This is a genomic window from Cytobacillus stercorigallinarum (assembly GCF_014836495.1).
GTDB classification, from domain to species: Bacteria; Bacillota; Bacilli; order Bacillales; family Cytobacillaceae; genus Cytobacillus; species Cytobacillus stercorigallinarum.
Genome location: NZ_JACSQT010000001.1, coordinates 292,785 through 309,500, shown reverse-complemented (window position 1 = coordinate 309,500; position 16,716 = coordinate 292,785). Strand labels below are relative to the sequence as shown.

18 protein-coding genes, 1 pseudogene and 1 other annotated feature are annotated in these 16,716 nt (G+C 37.4%); of the genes and pseudogenes, 1 reads left to right on the top strand and 18 read right to left on the bottom strand.

Translation table 11 applies throughout. The annotated features are described in order from the left end of the window. Nucleotide 1 precedes the first annotated feature (1 nt). From H9655_RS01475 to H9655_RS01415, 16 genes and pseudogenes are all read right to left on the bottom strand, one after another. Complete coding sequence (locus tag H9655_RS01475) at nucleotides 2-868, bottom strand: M50 family metallopeptidase (RefSeq protein WP_191810210.1); 867 nt, start codon at nucleotides 866-868, stop codon at nucleotides 2-4. Further along, the gene (locus tag H9655_RS01470; protein WP_191810208.1) at nucleotides 861-1,640 is read right to left on the bottom strand and encodes a M23 family metallopeptidase; all 780 of its coding nucleotides are present in this window, start codon (nucleotides 1,638-1,640) and stop codon (nucleotides 861-863) included. Before H9655_RS01470 ends, H9655_RS01475 begins: the two co-directional genes overlap by 8 nt. Before the next feature lie 382 nt (nucleotides 1,641-2,022). Further along, the gene (gene minD / locus H9655_RS01465; protein WP_191810206.1) at nucleotides 2,023-2,826 is read right to left on the bottom strand and encodes a septum site-determining protein MinD; all 804 of its coding nucleotides are present in this window, start codon (nucleotides 2,824-2,826) and stop codon (nucleotides 2,023-2,025) included. 1 nt (nucleotide 2,827) lies between these two features. Beyond that, entirely contained in the window at nucleotides 2,828-3,505 is a 678-nt protein-coding gene (gene minC, locus H9655_RS01460) for a septum site-determining protein MinC (RefSeq protein ID WP_191810204.1), read from the bottom strand. 262 nt (nucleotides 3,506-3,767) lie between these two features. Then, nucleotides 3,768-4,286, bottom strand: coding sequence for a rod shape-determining protein MreD (mreD, locus tag H9655_RS01455; protein WP_191810202.1), 519 nt, complete (start codon nucleotides 4,284-4,286; stop codon nucleotides 3,768-3,770). After that, the gene (mreC, locus tag H9655_RS01450) at nucleotides 4,283-5,179 is read right to left on the bottom strand and encodes a rod shape-determining protein MreC (RefSeq protein WP_191810200.1); all 897 of its coding nucleotides are present in this window, start codon (nucleotides 5,177-5,179) and stop codon (nucleotides 4,283-4,285) included. Before mreC ends, mreD begins: the two co-directional genes overlap by 4 nt. A gap of 100 nt (nucleotides 5,180-5,279) precedes the next feature. Then, nucleotides 5,280-6,302 (bottom strand): rod shape-determining protein, encoded by a 1,023-nt coding sequence (locus H9655_RS01445; RefSeq protein WP_191810198.1) that lies wholly within the window; start codon nucleotides 6,300-6,302, stop codon nucleotides 5,280-5,282. A 163-nt stretch (nucleotides 6,303-6,465) separates the two neighbouring features. Then, the gene (gene radC, locus H9655_RS01440) at nucleotides 6,466-7,155 is read right to left on the bottom strand and encodes a RadC family protein (RefSeq protein ID WP_191810196.1); all 690 of its coding nucleotides are present in this window, start codon (nucleotides 7,153-7,155) and stop codon (nucleotides 6,466-6,468) included. 19 nt (nucleotides 7,156-7,174) lie between these two features. Next, a complete protein-coding gene (locus H9655_RS01435; RefSeq protein ID WP_191810195.1) occupies nucleotides 7,175-7,765 on the bottom strand; it encodes a Maf family protein in 591 nt (196 codons plus the stop codon). A gap of 247 nt (nucleotides 7,766-8,012) precedes the next feature. After that, nucleotides 8,013-8,957: an SPOR domain-containing protein gene (locus H9655_RS01430; protein ID WP_191810193.1), complete on the bottom strand. Its 945-nt coding sequence runs from the start codon at nucleotides 8,955-8,957 to the stop codon at nucleotides 8,013-8,015. Nucleotides 8,958-9,065: 108 nt separating this feature from the next. Further along, nucleotides 9,066-9,197 (bottom strand): hypothetical protein, encoded by a 132-nt coding sequence (locus H9655_RS22620; protein ID WP_263600731.1) that lies wholly within the window; start codon nucleotides 9,195-9,197, stop codon nucleotides 9,066-9,068. A gap of 110 nt (nucleotides 9,198-9,307) precedes the next feature. Continuing rightward, nucleotides 9,308-9,460, bottom strand: coding sequence for a hypothetical protein (locus H9655_RS01425; protein WP_191810190.1), 153 nt, complete (start codon nucleotides 9,458-9,460; stop codon nucleotides 9,308-9,310). A gap of 153 nt (nucleotides 9,461-9,613) precedes the next feature. After that, nucleotides 9,614-10,360, bottom strand: coding sequence for a prepilin peptidase (locus H9655_RS01420; protein ID WP_191811322.1), 747 nt, complete (start codon nucleotides 10,358-10,360; stop codon nucleotides 9,614-9,616). Between the two features lie 252 nt (nucleotides 10,361-10,612). Beyond that, nucleotides 10,613-10,768 (bottom strand): annotated as a pseudogene (locus H9655_RS22870) (type II secretion system protein); the annotation flags it as partial. A gap of 121 nt (nucleotides 10,769-10,889) precedes the next feature. After that, the gene (locus tag H9655_RS22300; RefSeq protein WP_225230365.1) at nucleotides 10,890-11,153 is read right to left on the bottom strand and encodes a hypothetical protein; all 264 of its coding nucleotides are present in this window, start codon (nucleotides 11,151-11,153) and stop codon (nucleotides 10,890-10,892) included. Between the two features lie 27 nt (nucleotides 11,154-11,180). Continuing rightward, nucleotides 11,181-11,363, bottom strand: a complete 183-nt coding sequence (locus H9655_RS01415) for a type II secretion system F family protein (protein WP_191810188.1) — start codon at nucleotides 11,361-11,363, stop codon at nucleotides 11,181-11,183. Between the two features lie 302 nt (nucleotides 11,364-11,665). Between H9655_RS01415 and H9655_RS22615 the strand changes: the two genes are divergently transcribed. Further along, nucleotides 11,666-11,788, top strand: coding sequence for a hypothetical protein (locus tag H9655_RS22615; protein ID WP_263600730.1), 123 nt, complete (start codon nucleotides 11,666-11,668; stop codon nucleotides 11,786-11,788). A 504-nt stretch (nucleotides 11,789-12,292) separates the two neighbouring features. Here the strand turns inward: H9655_RS22615 and H9655_RS01410 are convergent. After that, nucleotides 12,293-13,591 carry a bifunctional folylpolyglutamate synthase/dihydrofolate synthase gene (locus H9655_RS01410; protein ID WP_191810186.1) on the bottom strand — a complete coding sequence of 433 codons (1,299 nt, stop codon included), beginning with the start codon at nucleotides 13,589-13,591 and terminating at the stop codon, nucleotides 12,293-12,295. Nucleotides 13,592-13,663: 72 nt separating this feature from the next. After that, entirely contained in the window at nucleotides 13,664-16,309 is a 2,646-nt protein-coding gene (locus H9655_RS01405; RefSeq protein WP_191810184.1) for a valine--tRNA ligase, read from the bottom strand. Nucleotides 16,310-16,385: 76 nt separating this feature from the next. Further along, nucleotides 16,386-16,622: a binding site (T-box leader), on the bottom strand. Nucleotides 16,623-16,716: the final 94 nt, after the last annotated feature.

The following is a 16,716-nucleotide window of genomic DNA, read 5'->3' as shown; positions in this document are numbered from 1 at the left end:
TCTAATAAACATACACTAAGTCACTTATTTGAGCTGACACATTCTTTTCCGCAAAGTACGCATGTAATAACTCATTTTCATCTAGCACACTCTTTTCTTTGTTCCCTGTCTCAACAATAATCGAATGTTTACAGCCACGTTGAAATTTCTCAAGTACTTTCATGATTGGTTCAGATTCTTGAACAACTATTGGCTTTAATTTACGTAGCTCACTATGTTTCCCATAGTATCGTTCCAATAAGAACCGCATAAATATATATCTGCGCTGTTTCCATTCATAGTATAAGGAAAAAAGTAAGAATGCAAGGATGATGCAAATATTAATATTAAATGGGAGAATCCAAAGAGACGCGATTAAAAACAATATGAGCATAAAGATAGACAGTTGCAACGCCTTTCTATGTGCCTCACCAAATGCATAAAAATAAGACAAATACAAAAAGACTAATTTCCCACCATCCAACGGCCAAATCGGAAGCAAATTAAAGAGTAAGATCATCAAATTATACTGGACAAATAATGTAAAGAACTCAGGTGTGACTAACTGCCATTCATAACATAGGAAGGCAACAGCAATCATCCAAACATGCTGTAAAGGTCCTGCTAAAATCACCATTAACTCTTCTTTTAATGGTCGATTCCCATGTTCATCCATCTCTGCAACACCACCAAATGGAAGTAACACAATGCTTTTTATTCTCCAAGAAAAAAACTGTGCGGCCACAGCATGTCCTATTTCATGTACAAAAATAATCAATAGTAAAAGAAAAAGCTCGTTAAAATGAGAAGTGATAATAGCTAAACCGACTACCAACCAGAGTAAAGGATGGATACGTATTTGCTTCAATAGTGTGATCCATTTATTCAAAAGGAATCACCTGCGAAGGATCAACAAAGTCATCCCCTTTTTTGATAGCAAAATAAAACAAGCCTTTTCCATCCTCTTTCGTAGCCGCCTCTCCTACTTCTGCTCTCTTTTCAACATAGTCGTATGCTTTCACATCAATTTCAGCTAAATTGCCATACCAAGATTGACTTTGATCCGCATGTTGGATGATAACCGTTTGTCCAAACCCGGGCTTTTCCCCAATAAATTCCACGACTCCTCCATTTGCAGCCTCTACTTTTTCGCCTATGTTTGTTTCAATCGAAATTTTTTGACCATCTTGCTCAAACTCTTGTAATACCTTGCCTGTTGCTGGTAAGCTCGGTTGCGCTTCCTCAACAGATTCTTCGGTCTCTTTCTGCTTTGGCAATAGGGCAAAGGATTGGCCAAATTGTTCCTCATACCAATTAATAACAGTGGCAAATTGAAAATTCTTATCCATTGCTTCTACAACAAAGGCTTTCGGCTTTTCAAAAATTGCTCCATCATTTTTAAACATAATGGCCACAATGAGAAATAAGCAGGCAGATACGAGCACTTTGAATAGAAACACTTCCTTTTTAAATAATGGGTGATTCGTATTTGAATGTTTAGGAGGTGGACTATCATATGAGGGAAGTTGATCAAAACCATGCCTCTCCTCATCTTGCAACCAATTCATCTTTTTCGATTTTTTTTGAACAGGCTTATTCTTCTCCATCTCTTTTTTTCTCTTAGCCATCCGTTTCCTTATATCATCAGCTCTTGAGCTCATCTTAACTTCCCACCTATTCATCATCATTTGTACAAGTCTATGACGAGAGGTTTTTAAGTATGACAGATAGATAGGAGAGAAGTTATTTAGGGTGTGCTGGCATATAGAAACAGTTGGAAGAATGACAATAAATGAAATATTTTAGCCATTGGAGTGCTTTCAACAAGAAGAAGGGTAGCGTTTTAATAGAGGGAATTTTAGCTGATGATAATTTATTAGTTTATCGATGAATACTCTTACAATTTTCCCCATTATGTCTTTTGTGTTTGACAGATAGTTTTACTGCTTTTACTCGCAGTTAGAATATTCCCATAGCGTTTTACCCCTTGTGGGAAAGATTAAAAAATCCTTAGCGACAACAGCTCACTAAGGATTTCCATTTTTATTTTACTTTGAAGAAGTTCTTTATCTTTGTAAAAACACCGGTATTCTCTTCTTGAAGTTGTTGAAGTGGTACAGACTCGCCAAGAATTCTCCGGGCAATATTTCGATAAGCAATGGAGGCAATATTATTTGGATCCATTGCGATTGGTTCTCCTTGATTGGTTGCTCGAATTACTTGATCGTTATCCGCCACAATTCCTAATAACTCCAAATCGAGATGTCTCGTAATATCATCAATATCCATCGTATCTCGGTTTTTCATGAGTTGTGGTCGAATACGATTAATAACTAACCTTGGACGTTCGATATGATCTTCTTGCTCTAACAAGCCGATAATGCGATCGGCATCGCGAACCGCTGTTGCCTCTGGTGTTGTAACAACAATCGCTTTAGTCGCTCCTGAAACTGCATTTCGATAACCTTGTTCAATACCAGCTGGACAATCAATAATAATGTAATCAAAGTCCTGCTTTAAATCGTCAATTAGTATTTTCATTTCGTCCGGATCAACCGCATTCTTATCACTTGTTTGTGCCGCAGGCAGGAGATAAAGAAGATCATCAAAGCGTTTATCCTTCACAAGGGCTTGCTGCATCTTACAACGCCCCTTAACTACATCCACTAAATCATAAATAATACGGTTTTCAAGGCCCATGACAACATCAAGATTTCTTAGCCCAATATCTGTATCCACAAGGCATACTCTTTTTCCTTGCAGGGCTAATGCTGTACCAATATTTGCAGATGTTGTTGTTTTACCAACGCCGCCTTTTCCGGATGTAATGACTATCGCTTCTCCCACTCTAGAATCCCCCTTGCAAATTCGATATATTTGGTCTTACATGTACCAATACTTGCAGTCTGTCGATAATGATTTTCCGCTCTTCATTCATATAAGCACATTCCATTTCGCGACTGTTCTCATCTTGTTTTTCATCAGGCGCACGAGAGATGCTATCACAAATACGAAGCTGTGTCGGTCTCATAATAGAAGCTGAGATCACAGCCTCATGGTTACCATAGAAACCCGCATGTGCAATTCCTTTTAGCTCACCCATAATAAAAATATTGCCACCAGCTCTTACTGTTCCTCCAGGGTTAACATCACCAATGAGTAATAAATCCCCCGGGACTTCAATCACTTGGCCTGAACGAACAATTTTTGTAATAGAAACGATTTCGTTTGCTTGCTTTTGCTTTTCAGCCTCATCCTTTGTCAGAACATTAGAAAGCACAGACTCCACAACAAGATTTTTCTTTTGTCTGATTAACTCTTTTATCTCTTCCTCTTGAGAAGAAGTTAAATAGCGATTACCTGTATGTACAAGGACAGAGATCAATTTATTCTCTTGACTTTTACTACTCTCTATTAATTTATGATTTAATTCTTTTTTAAGTTCCGCATAAGAGCATGCATCATCAAGATGGAGTGTAATCCCATCCTTCGTGCCCTTCATCGTTACATTTTGTCTTTTATTCATTTCAAGATGTTCACCTCAAGAAAGACAAGAACAGATCCATTCTGTATGCTCGCCTCATTCTGATTCTCAATACATATTGTAGGAATAAATTCGACATCAGTTTGCAAAATCCTTTTTTCTTGCAAACTCAATCTTCACTCTGGATGAAAAGAATAATTATATGGCAAAAGAAACCGGATAACCGGTTTCTAAAGTTGCCTGCAAACAGTCATTCAACTTTATTTCTGCTTTTTTCTTCCTTGTTGCTAGAACACATCTAACATTATAATGATAGTCGTTCCACATATCTTTCAAAATATTTCTTCAATGGGAAAATGACTATAATGATAAAAATAAGATTCAATATAAGTGTTGGAATGAATCTCGAAAAAATGAAATCCGAGAATCCCATTGTTGTAATACTAATAATAAAGTTGACCCCATAAGATCCTAGCTCCATTAATGCCACACCAAAAAGTGTAATGATTGTCGTCACAATAAGATTATTCTGTAAGATCTTCATTAATTGATACACAATATACGTAACAACTGGGAATAAAAATAAGTTAATACCGATAATTTCAGTATAAACAATATCAAACAGCAAACCAAATATAAAAGCATAAAGTAAACCTAGCTTTTTCGAGCCAAAAATGACTAAAAGCATAATTGCTCCAAGTAAAAAATGAGGGATAAACCATCTCTCATTTGCAAACATCTCTGTTGGAGCAACCATAAGCGCAAATGTACTTTCTATGACGAATAAGAAGATAAATAAGAGAGGGAGAAGATATTTTCTCAACTTTCTTCCTCCTCATTTAATTCTTCAAGCTCTTTTTGAATCTCTGGATTAATGCTGTTAAGTTTTGTTACCATCACATGTTGAATGTCATATAGGTCTGCATTCGGCTCAATATAAGCAGTTTGTGTAAGGCCATATTCCGCAGGTGTAACCTCAACAACTTTTCCAATTGGCAGGCCTTTAGGGAATACTCCACCATAACCAGATGTTACTACCATTTGCTCTTTTTCCACTTTTGCATCATAAGGGATCTTCGTCATAAGCAAACGTTTTGTTTTTTCATCGTACCCTTCAATTAAACCAAACGTTTCTTCTTTTTTCTCACCATTTTGCACAACAGCTGAAATACGGTTCGTTGGATCTTTAGAACTTACCAGCTGAATCGTGGACGTGAAGGTTTGTGCACTTTTCACCTTACCAATCAGTCCATTGGCTGTAATAACCGCCATATTTGCCTCGATACCGTCTCTTGTTCCTTTATTAAGGGTAAGCTTTTCTTCCCACCTTAAAGGGTTTCTACCAATTACTGTAGCCTGTATAGGTTCATAGTCGGTTAAACTATCTTCTTTTTCTAGTATTTCACGAAGCTCAGCATTATCCTTTTCTAACAATTGCACCTCTGCTTCTAAAAATGCTAGTTTATCTAATCTAGATTTCAGTTCTTTATTTTCTTCATATGTATTTTGCAAGTCTTGAACATTTTCAAAGAAACCAGCAATGTACTGTGTTGGACCGGCAACAATATTTTGCGCCCATCCCGTCATATCTTTTAAAAACTGTTCTGGCCATGTAACACTATCTCTTTCTCTTAAAGAAAAGCCTATCAACGATACGAGAATAATGATACTTACAAGCAAAATAATCAGGCGTTTATTCAGAAAGAACTGTGGCATGCTAAACACCTCGATTGTTATATTTTATGCATTAATAAACTTGAAAAACAGGGCATTAATGGCAGCCACTAATGCCGAATTTTCCTGTAGGTCACTATTCTTAACGAGAGTCTTTAGATTTATTTTTAAATAAATGAATATGATCTAACGCTTTTCCAGTTCCAATTGCCACACAATCCAGTGGGTTTTCAGCAATAAGGACAGGCATTTTGGTTTCTTCACTAATGACTTTATCCAAATTGCGTAACAACGCTCCTCCACCTGTTAAAACAATTCCACGGTCCATAATATCTGCTGCTAACTCCGGTGGTGTTTTTTCTAATGTTACTTTAACTGCATCAACAATAGAGTATACCGTATCTTTTAATGCTTTTGAAATTTCATCACCTGTAATCTCAATTGTTTTTGGTAACCCAGTTAAAAGATCACGTCCACGGATTTCAAGATTGTCTACACCTTCCGCTTCGCTAGCAGAACCAATTTCTAATTTAATCATTTCTGCAGTTCGATCACCAATCATTAAATTATAATTTTTACGAATATAATTAATGACTGCATCATCCATTTCATCCCCAGCGATGCGGATCGATTGGCTAGTAACAATTCCTCCTAAAGAAATAATAGCCACTTCAGTTGTACCGCCACCAATATCCACAACCATACTTCCTGTCGGCTCCCATACAGGTAAATTCGCACCAATTGCTGCTGCAAATGGTTCTTCAATGGTAAATGCATCCTTTGCACCAGCTTGTCTAGTCGCATCGACGACAGCTCTTTCTTCTACTGCAGTAATGCCGGATGGTACACAGACCATAACATTCGGTTTACCTGAAAAAATGCCCTTATTTTTATTCGCTTGTTTCATATAATATTTCATCATTGTTGCTGTTGTATCATAATCAGCGATTACGCCATCTTTCATTGGTCTTAATGCCACGATATTTCCCGGTGTACGACCAATCATATTTTTAGCGTCATTCCCAACGGCAACAATATGTTTTGTATCAGTTTGAAGTGCCACGACCGATGGCTCTCTAACAACGATTCCTTTACCTTTTACATACACTAGTGTATTTGCTGTTCCTAAATCTATCCCAAGGTCTTTTGTACCAAATCCAAACATTCCTGTATCTCCCTTTCTGATACTATACAATTTTTAAAATAAGGTATATTTTATAGGGCATCTGACAGTCCCTCATTCTTAAAAAGATGATAGGTAAAATACTATACTTCCCCTAAAAAATCATAAACAATATTATATCGTATCGTCAAATAAAAACATAGTGCTAGATATAACCTTTTTCCTTTAAACTGACAAATTTCTTTTCACCAATGATAATATGATCGAGAATATCTATCCCAATTATTTTACCACATTCAGTTAGTCTTTTCGTCACATCAATATCTTCTCTACTTGGAGTCGGATCGCCAGAGGGGTGATTATGCAGACAAATAATCGAGGCGGCAGACTGTCTGAAAGCTTCTTTATACACTTCTCGTGGGTGAACAATAGAGGCATTTAAGCTCCCAATAAATATGGTTTGCTTGCTTAAAACTTGGTTCTTAGTGTTTAAATAAAGACAGACGAAGTGTTCCTGAGATAGAAAACGCATTTCGTTCATTACGTAATTTGCAGCATCCTCTGGTGAACGAATGCTGTATCTTTCATCGAAGGTTAAATTAGTCATTCTTCTGCCAATTTCTACAGCTGCCATGATTTGAATGGCTTTTGCCTGGCCAATACCTTTCACTTCGGTAATTTCGCTAAGGGAAGCATCTTTTAATAAACGCAATCCATCAAACTTTGTTAGTAAGCGATTGGACAGCTGCAAAACGGATTCATCTTTTGTCCCTGTCCGCAATAAAATAGCGATTAGTTCATGATTGGATAAGCTCTCTGGCCCACTTTGCATTAACCTTTCCCTCGGCCTTTCATCTTGTGGGAAGTCTTTAATCATTAAGCTTTCCGTATCCATCCCTTTCCTCCTTTTTCATTTATCCAAACAAATGGTGAGGAAGTGAATAGCCTATTTTGCGCAACTCTCTAATCGTTTGTGATATAGGTAATCCCATTACAGCAAAATAGTCTCCATGAATTTGTTTAACAAGTGCTGCCCCAATTCCTTGGATACCATAGGCTCCCGCTTTATCAAAAGGCTCACCCGTTTGGATATAGGCATAGATTTCTTCTTCAGATAATGACCAAAATTCAACTTTAGTAACAACAGAAAAACGAGTGATTTTATTTGCTGTTAATATTGCTACACCTGTGTACACTTCATGTGTACCGTTCGATAGATTCTTAAGCATAAGATACGCTTCCTCTTCATCTATCGGTTTGCCAAGAACTTCACCTTTATGGACAACAACCGTATCTGAGCCGATTACAAAAGTATCACACTCGTTATTGTAGACGGCTCTCGCTTTTCGTTCCGCCAATGTTTGTACAATTTCATCTGGCTTTAAATTGGCATCATACCGTTCATCAACATGACTGCCTTTTACTTTGAAAGATAAATTCATTTGTTCAAGTAGTTGCTTTCTACGAGGGGAAGTGGAAGCGAGTATGAGGGTTTGTGTTTGCATGTGTTTCACCTTACTTTCATCGCATTTCAAATTGGGAGATACCCTTTTATCGTATCAAACAAAACAGCTTTTAACAATTTAAAACCCTCATTTTTATCCTTAATTTTAAAACAAAAAATAGCCCGAAAAAAAATCGAGCTAAAGAGAGCTAAACTTCATAAAAAAATAAATATAGGAAGTAAAGTAAAGTCTCACAGATTCATTAGAAATAAAATTATTCCCCAGAAAATAATATACTAAGAAACTTTTAAGTTTGAACGATGACCGTATATGATTGTAGGAAATTTAAGACTGCTTGTTGAGCGTCCTCTCCATTATGAGCTTTTAGAGCAGTAAGCATTTTATCCTTTAATGCAATTAAATCTTCATGGTTCAGCCCTTGATTCATCTCATTTAACGTACTTGAATACGTATTAATTTGTTCAGCGGACGCTTCACTTGTCAATAATCGATACACTTGAGGTGAGAGCTCTAGGATTTTCTTTTCTTCTGCAGTTAAACCTTCTACCTTAGCACCATCAATCATATACTCTTTAGCAAACACTTCTGCACCTTGACCTTCTAATTGGGCACTCATAGCCTTAGCCGCTTCACTTGTAGCTGCAACGCCAATGATAAGGGTATATTGTTCTTGATTCTCGTGGATAAATGTAGGAATACCTTTCTCCTTATACGAAGCAGCGATCCCCTCTGCACTATCCTTGGTAGTAAAAACGCCTCCTTGGACGATAAACGTATCTAAAGCAGGTAATTCTGCCGTCTCACTACCAACTATTCCTTCTCCTGATGCACCTACTTGTGAACTTGCGGCGCCCCCCTCTGCCGTTTCCCCTTTATCGAGAACATTTAACATAACCAACCCAAATCCCGTTCCGACAACAACGGCAAACAGAATGGTAAAAAACATCGACGGATTTAATTGATATTTCATTTGTTTAAAACTACTTTTCTTTTTCTTAGCTAGGCTTTTACTAGATTTGTTATTCTTTTTCTTCACTTTTTCTCTTTCTGCTAATTCTTTCTCCCAATCTACTTCTTCTTCTCCACTTGGTAAAATCCAATCAAATTGATCCTCCACTTCATTTTCTTTTGTGGCCGCTTGCTCTTTTACACCTTCTCCTTTATGCTTCGGTTGACCGTCTTGATTTAATTTTATCGTGATTGTTCTCGCCTTTCCGTTATGCTTGTCCATCTTTGTCCACTTCCCTCCCTCTTGCCTTTTACTATTATTTTCATCACTTTATCATAGGAGAAAAAAAAAATAACAAGACTTTTGTCGTCTTGTTACAGAATGATTTCGTCAAATTCCATCATGGATAAAAACTTTGTCTAAGACAGAATAAGACTTGCCAGCAGCTTGGCCATTGACAATTTTAGGATTATTCTCTTTTACATCAATAGCGGTAGGGAAATGTTTAACTAATACAATCATATGTAATCCCTTATGCCATCCTTCACCTGAACGATCTCGATTGATTCAATGGCTGTATACCGATCTAAATGCTGAAATTCCTCTGTGTATAAAAGCCAACCCTCATAGCTTTAAGATTGCAAGTGTATGCTAATGACGGTCTTTTCTAATCTATTTGGCCACTTTACTTCAACAATACCTTCCTCTGATGCTGTCGAAATATCATTGATTGTTTCACTATTTGCCGCTTCATCCGGTTTAACTCTTTCAACATTAATTGCCATTTGCGTAAGCTGAATGTTATTAACCTTTGCCGCTTCATCTTCAATGATACCGTTTTATTGTTAGTTTTAGAGAAACATCAGTTTGCTTACTTCGCATCACAAACGCTTTTTCTTAGGAAAGATCAAGCCAGCAATTAAACCACTTTGTCAAAACTAGAAGATTTGTAAATAATACAGCCATATTTCTTCAGCAAAAAAGTAAGCAGATAGCGCTCCTGCTGCAATAAAAGGGCCAAAGGGGATGGGGTTGCCTCGTTTGACTTTGCCAACTAGCATAGCTAGTAAACCGAAAACAGCGCCGTAAATCGTTGCAAGGAAAAAGGTGAACAAGACAAGCTTTGCTCCAAGTGCAAACCCTAATAACGCAAACAGCTTAATATCACCGCCGCCCATCCCACCATTACTCACAACAGCAATGGCAAGAAGCAAAAAGAAGCCAATAGCGCAACCAACCAAACTATCCCACCAAGGTGAAAGTGGCCAAATCAATCGTTCTATTAGAAAAATGACTGCAAAACTAAGCAAAATACGATCCGGTATTAACATATATTGAATATCCGAAACGAAAATAATCATAAATAAAGAAATCAACGTGAGAGCAAATAAAAGCTCTGGCGTCCAACCTAATGTGACAAGTGCAAGCACAAATAACAGCCCTGTTAACAGTTCAACGATAGGATATAATGGCGAGATTCTCGCACCACATTGACGACATTTCCCACCCTGAATTACATAAGATAACACAGGTATAAGTTCAATGGCTTGCAAGGTATGGCCGCAGTTAGGACAAGCTGACCGCGGTTTTACAATCGATTTTTTCACTGGTACCCTCAAACCGACAACATTGTAGAAGGAGCCGAGGATGAGGCCCGTAATAAATAAGTAGATTAGTAGTAAAATGGGATTGACCTCCTAACTTTTTTCCTTAACACTTTCTTAAGATAAGTACGGCTTCATTATTTCCGTTAAAAACTAATCTTTCACCTTTTATTAAGAAAACTTTGTATGTGATATTGCTTTTCTCTTTTTCAACTTCAACATAAGAATCTGCTGAATTTTTAGTTTTCTTCTTTAGATCTTCCATTTTTTTAACTAACCAACTTCAGCTATATTGTTTTTCTTGAATAACATTCTCAGATGTAATCATCAACTAGCCGAACTAAACATCTGCCTTGCATTAGCAACATGGGTATCCTTTTTCTATTATCAATGAACCCTCCTATACTCTCACACAGCAATGGTTGCTAATATGCCGAGGATGACAACGCGGGCTAGTCGTTCTACGAGCGTGAGTCCTCGTTCATTTTTACACTGTTATTTCTTTGTTTCAACATGTTCATCTGTTATTCTATCTTTTTTATCCAAAATCAGGTATACATCACTAGTTATATTATACTATTTTTCTGTTAAATCAATAGATATTTTCCCTCTAAATGGTAGATAATATTCGACAAAATAAAAAGGAAACACTTCTTTCACAAACGGCAACCCTATTAATAATTAGCTTACTTACGATAAAAGGGGTACGTAACAATAGCCAGTCTGTACAATCTTTGATTAGTTTATTATCACGAAATAGCAAAATCGCGAGCACAAGCATGAACAAGAATAGGAGAATCATATACCAATTCATCGTAAGGCATACGATAAATATCGTAATGGCTGGAAGTTCTGCGTTGAAACTGGCGAACATTTGAACAAATCTTGGGTCCACTGTACATTAAAAACAGCACACAAAAGTAGCAATGACACTGACAACAATAGGATAGGTCAATGCTGAAAAAAACTTGTTTTTTAGTTGAGTTTGTTTTTCATAATAATCAGCTAGCCAGTGTACGACATCATCTAGCATCCCTCCGGCTTCTCCAGCTGGTAAAAGGGCAGCGGATTGCCGCAAATACATTCAATATACTTGTCTTTCAACCCATTTTTATAGCCATACCTTATGTAATCATTTCGTTACGCTTGTCTCTATTGTATGCATACAAACTTCTCTTGATGTTTGTAACACATTGATGAGCTGATGGATTTTCTCATTACGAATAAGGTTAGCTACCGAATAATTCAGTAGCTATCATTCGACCGGTACCCGCTTTTAAGAGCACGATCCGCTGTGAAAAAACCCTACTAAGACGGATGCGAGTGGAAGGCGAATTTGCGTTTGTTATGCTTTCTTTGAAATGGCGCTTTTTTTCTTAACAAAACATGACAATTAATTGGACTCCACCCTTCTCTTCTTCAGCTTCAGCAAACTATGGTGGAGAATTGTATCACCCGAATAATATAGATTTATCCGCTTATCAAAAAGGTACGTCTTTAGATGAGTGAACGGGTTGTTACATCCCTTCTTACCCTTTTCATCAAACCAAATTAGCAGAATGGTATGAAGCAAATGGCTATGGTTCCATAATAAAAAGTGACAATTTAAAATTACTCCATATCTTGACGAAAAATACCGTTATATAAGCCGGTTTCAAAGGCAGTGATTATTGCTACCGGTATCAGTTCACAAATTCAATGGATTGAAACGGTTGAGCAGAGTTGTTTTCGCTCCATATGAAAGTGTAACCTTCTATGAGAATTTAATGGCAGGATTATTGCTAAAGATGGCGTTTATCTTATGAGTGGGGGAACAACGGTGAATACATCCCAAATGGTGATTTTATTGCTCAAGAAAAGGACTTTCTGCTTGAATAACACATAATACTCAAACGTTAATTGCTCTATTCATGCTGGTACAATGAAAGGTAAAGGGCAATCCAAAAAGCCATTTTCCACTTTTGGATGCCCTATACATAAACGGCTACAAGCCAGATTCATCGTAACCAAACATTATTGATGAGCAAGAAAACGCTTTACTTCGGAAATAAAGTATAGGGAACCTGTAATCACTAGAACGTCATTTGCACGCATGGTCGCTTTTGTTTCTTTGATTGCTGCTTGCCAATCAGCTGTAACGGAGTGCTGATGCTTTTGACTGATTGCAGACAGTTCCTCAGCTTTTGCGGCACGAGGAAATTCAAACGTTACAAAAGTAATCGCTTTCGCACAATCCTCCATTTTTTGAATCATGCCTTGAAGTGGTTTGTCCTGTAATGCTGCAAAAATAAAATAAATATCACGATCTTGGTAGCGCTTTTCTAATTCGTTACAAAGCGCAGTCATTCCTTCTTCATTATGTGCTCCGTCTAAAATTGTTAGTGGGGATGTCGCTACGCGCTCAAAACGACCGGGCCAATACGTGCTCTTCAAGCCTTTCCCAATGCTTTCTTCTGAGATCACAAAGGAAAAATATTGATTCAGAAAATCAATCGCCATTAGTGCCAAGCTGGCATTTTCTACTTGATGAACACCTGGCATCGATATTTCTAAATAGTCTCTTTGACTAAATGTATTATGAAAAGAAAAGGCCTCACCCACTTCTGTCGATACGATATGCTCTGCTTGGAATTGCTTATTTGCTTGATAAACTTTTGCATGTTTTTCTTTTGCCGTCTTTTCGATAACAGCCACTGCCTCATCCTGCTTTACACCAGTAATAATTGGTGTCCCAGTCTTTATAATCCCAGCTTTTTCAGAGGCAATCTTCTCAATCGTATCACCTAATATGGCTGTGTGATCAAGACCAATATTTGTAATGATAGATAATAGTGGATGAAGGACATTTGTTGAATCTAGTCTGCCACCTAATCCTACTTCAAATAATGCAATATCAACTGGTTCAATATGGGCAAAATAATGAATCGCCATTGTTGTTATAATTTCAAATTCAGATGGCTCTCCTAGTTCTGATCCTTCAAGCTCTACTGCAAGTGGATAAATATCATTCACTAGCTGTACAATATCATTATCAGAAATCGGCTTGCCGCCTAATGTAATCCGTTCATTAAATTGCTCTATATACGGAGAAGTAAATGTACCTACCATAATCCCTTCTGCTTCAAGGATCGAATGGATATAAGCAAGTGTTGAACCTTTACCGTTCGTTCCCCCTATATGTATGACCTTCAGTCTTCTTTCTGGATGATTCAACTTTTCCATCATCCATTCCATCCTTTGTAATCCTGGTTTAATCCCAAGACGAAGACGAGAATGAATCCAACCAATTGCTTCTTCATATGTTGTAAACATGTCTATCTGCCACCTTTATTAATATAACCATGATAAGAGGAGACGATATTTCGCCTCCCCTCCTATTATACCTTATTCACCTTTTAATTCGTTCATTCGTGCTTCAACTGCTGAGCGTTTTTCGCTATAATCCTGTTCTTTCGCTTTTTCTTCAGCGATTACTTTTTCAGGTGCTTTCTTCAGAAAACCTTCATTGCTTAATTTTTTCTGAACACGCTCTACTTCTTTATTTAACTTATCCCATTCTTTTTGCAGACGAGCAATTTCTTCGTCGATATTAATTAAACCTGCTAATGGTAGAATAATTTCTGCTCCAGTAACAATTGCCGTCATCGCTTTATCAGGTGCTTTCGCATCAATCGCTATGGTTAATTGCTCAGGGTTACAGAAGCGTTCAATATAACCAACATTTTTACTTAACACTTTTTGTACTTTTTCATCTTTTGTTTTAATGAGCATATCAATCTTCTTACTCAATGGTGTGTTTACCTCTGCACGAATATTACGTACGGAACGAATAATTTCAACAAGCAGTTTCATTTCTTCTGCTGCTGCTTTATCCGAAAGTTCCTCATTCACAGTCGGCCAAGAGGCAACTGTAATCGATTCCCCTTTATGAGGAAGGTTTTGCCAGATTTCCTCTGTAATAAACGGCATGAATGGATGTAATAATCTCATTGTTTGGTCTAATACATAAGCAAGAACAGATCTTGTTGTCTGTTTAGCCGCTTCATCTTCACCGTATAATGGCAGTTTCGCCATTTCAATATACCAGTCACAGAAATCATCCCAAATGAAATTATAGAGGATACGTCCTACTTCACCAAACTCATAACGATCGGATAGCCTTGTTACCGTTTCAATCGTTTCATTCAAGCGAGTGAGAATCCATTTATCTGCAACCGATTTTTCACCAGTTAAATCAATTTCATCATAAGTTAATCCATTCATGTTCATCAAAGCAAATCGAGAAGCATTCCAAATTTTATTGGCAAAATTCCACGTAGATTCTACTTTTTCAAAGCTGAAACGTAAATCTTGACCTGGTGAGCTTCCTGTTGATAAGAAATAGCGTAAAGAGTCTGCACCATATTTCTCAATCACATCCATTGGATCAACGCCATTACCTAGTGACTTACTCATCTTACGACCTTCCGCATCACGAACCAACCCGTGAATAAGTACATCTTTAAATGGACGGCCACCAGTAAATTCAATACCTTGGAAAATCATTCTAGATACCCAGAAGAAAATGATATCATAACCGGTTACTAACGCATCAGTCGGATAATAACGTTTAAAATCAGCACTTTCTTCATTCGGCCAGCCTAAGGTAGAGAATGGCCATAACGCTGATGAAAACCATGTATCAAGCACATCTTCATCTTGTTTCCAGTTCTCACTATCACTTGGTGCTTCTGTTCCTACATATACTTCACCTGTTTCCTTATGATACCAAGCTGGGATGCGATGGCCCCACCAAAGTTGACGAGAAATACACCAGTCACGAATATTTTCCATCCAGCGTAAATACGTATTTTCAAAACGATCTGGAACGAAGTTGACTTTATCTTCACCCTTTTGCAACTCAACTGACGCATCAGCAAGTGGTTGCATTTTTACAAACCATTGGGTAGACAAATAAGGTTCTACAACTGCTCCACTACGTTCTGAATGACCAACAGAATGAAGATGCTCTTCGATTTCAAAAAGAATACCTTCTTCTTGCAAATCTTTAACGATTTGTTTACGACATTCGAAACGATCTAACCCTTGATATTTGCCAGCATTCTCATTCATTGACCCGTCTTCATTCATTACTAGAATTCTTGTTAGATTGTGACGATTACCAATTTCAAAGTCATTTGGGTCATGAGCTGGTGTAATTTTTACTGCTCCTGAACCAAATTCCATGTCAACATAATCATCTGCAACAATCGGAATTTCTCTGCCAGTAATAGGAAGTTTAACCGTTTTACCAATCAAGTGTTGATAACGCTCATCTTTAGGGTGAACTGCAACCGCTGTATCACCAAGCATCGTTTCAGGTCTTGTTGTCGCAATTTCAATATGACCACTACCATCTGTTAATGGATAGCGCATATGATAGAATGCCCCTTGAACATCTTTATGAATAACTTCTATATCAGATAAAGCGGTTTGAGTAGAAGGGTCCCAGTTAATAATATACTCGCCTCTATAAATCAAACCTTTATTGTATAAAGCAACGAAAACTTCTTGTACAGCATCTGATAACCCTTCATCTAGTGTAAAGCGTTCACGGTTATAATCTAAACCGAGACCAAGCTTAGACCATTGTTGTCTAATATGTCCTTTATATTCATTCGTCCATTTCCACGTTTCCTCTACAAAGGCTTCACGACCTAGATCATAACGACTTTTGCCTTCTTCGCGCAGTTTTTGCTCAACTTTTGCTTGAGTAGCAATACCTGCATGGTCCATACCAGGTAGCCATAGCACATCATAGCCTTGCATGCGCTTCATTCTCGTCAAAATATCTTGCAGCGTTGTATCCCATGCATGACCTAGATGCAATCTTCCCGTTACATTTGGTGGCGGAATCACAATCGTATAAGGTTTTTTCTCCGGATCATCTTTTGCCTCAAAATATTTTCCTTTTAACCACCAATCATAACGACCTTGTTCAATAGACTGAGGGTCATATTTTGTTGGCATCGTGATATTATTCTCTTCCATCGCCTATTCATCCTTTCTCACATTCGCTTATCGCTAACAATCAAACAAAAGCAAAATAAAAAACTCCACTCGTCACAAAAAGGACGAATGGAGTTGCTTCCGCGGTACCACCTTTTTTTCAATTACAGATATCTTTAGTAATTGACTCTCGAATGGATAACGGCGTTCCCGTCTTTCGCTAATAATAGAACTATGTTCACGAAAGAAGCTCCAGGGCGACCTTCCAATGGATTCGCTTAGAAAATCTCTCAGCAATTGATTTTCCTCTCTTAAAGCAAAGCGCCAATGTACTCTTCCCTATCAAAGCTTTTCATTTGTTTGAATATAAAATAATACTACCTAAAAATAGTCACTATAGTCAATAAGGATGACCAATTTTTTTTATTATATACATGATAATAAAAAAA

Bases quoted from the DNA above. Each gene is read 5' to 3' on its own strand.
- H9655_RS22615 (WP_263600730.1), top strand. From the start codon at position 11,666: ATGACAATTAATTGGACTCCACCCTTCTCTTCTTCAGCTTCAGCAAAC.
- radC (WP_191810196.1), bottom strand. From the start codon at position 7,155: ATGGATACGGAAAGCTTAATGATTAAAGACTTCCCACAAGATGAAAGG.
- H9655_RS01425 (WP_191810190.1), bottom strand. From the start codon at position 9,460: ATGGCAATTAATGTTGAAAGAGTTAAACCGGATGAAGCGGCAAATAGT.
- H9655_RS22620 (WP_263600731.1), bottom strand. From the start codon at position 9,197: ATGATTGTATTAGTTAAACATTTCCCTACCGCTATTGATGTAAAAGAG.
- H9655_RS01435 (WP_191810195.1), bottom strand. From the start codon at position 7,765: ATGCAAACACAAACCCTCATACTCGCTTCCACTTCCCCTCGTAGAAAG.
- H9655_RS01445 (WP_191810198.1), bottom strand. From the start codon at position 6,302: ATGTTTGGATTTGGTACAAAAGACCTTGGGATAGATTTAGGAACAGCA.
- H9655_RS01410 (WP_191810186.1), bottom strand. From the start codon at position 13,591: ATGTTTACAACATATGAAGAAGCAATTGGTTGGATTCATTCTCGTCTT.
- H9655_RS01430 (WP_191810193.1), bottom strand. From the start codon at position 8,957: ATGGACAAGCATAACGGAAAGGCGAGAACAATCACGATAAAATTAAAT.
- mreC (WP_191810200.1), bottom strand. From the start codon at position 5,179: ATGCCACAGTTCTTTCTGAATAAACGCCTGATTATTTTGCTTGTAAGT.
- H9655_RS22300 (WP_225230365.1), bottom strand. From the start codon at position 11,153: ATGTTCGCCAGTTTCAACGCAGAACTTCCAGCCATTACGATATTTATC.
- minC (WP_191810204.1), bottom strand. From the start codon at position 3,505: ATGAATAAAAGACAAAATGTAACGATGAAGGGCACGAAGGATGGGATT.
- H9655_RS01415 (WP_191810188.1), bottom strand. From the start codon at position 11,363: ATGTATTTGCGGCAATCCGCTGCCCTTTTACCAGCTGGAGAAGCCGGA.
- H9655_RS01405 (WP_191810184.1), bottom strand. From the start codon at position 16,309: ATGGAAGAGAATAATATCACGATGCCAACAAAATATGACCCTCAGTCT.
- H9655_RS01470 (WP_191810208.1), bottom strand. From the start codon at position 1,640: ATGAGCTCAAGAGCTGATGATATAAGGAAACGGATGGCTAAGAGAAAA.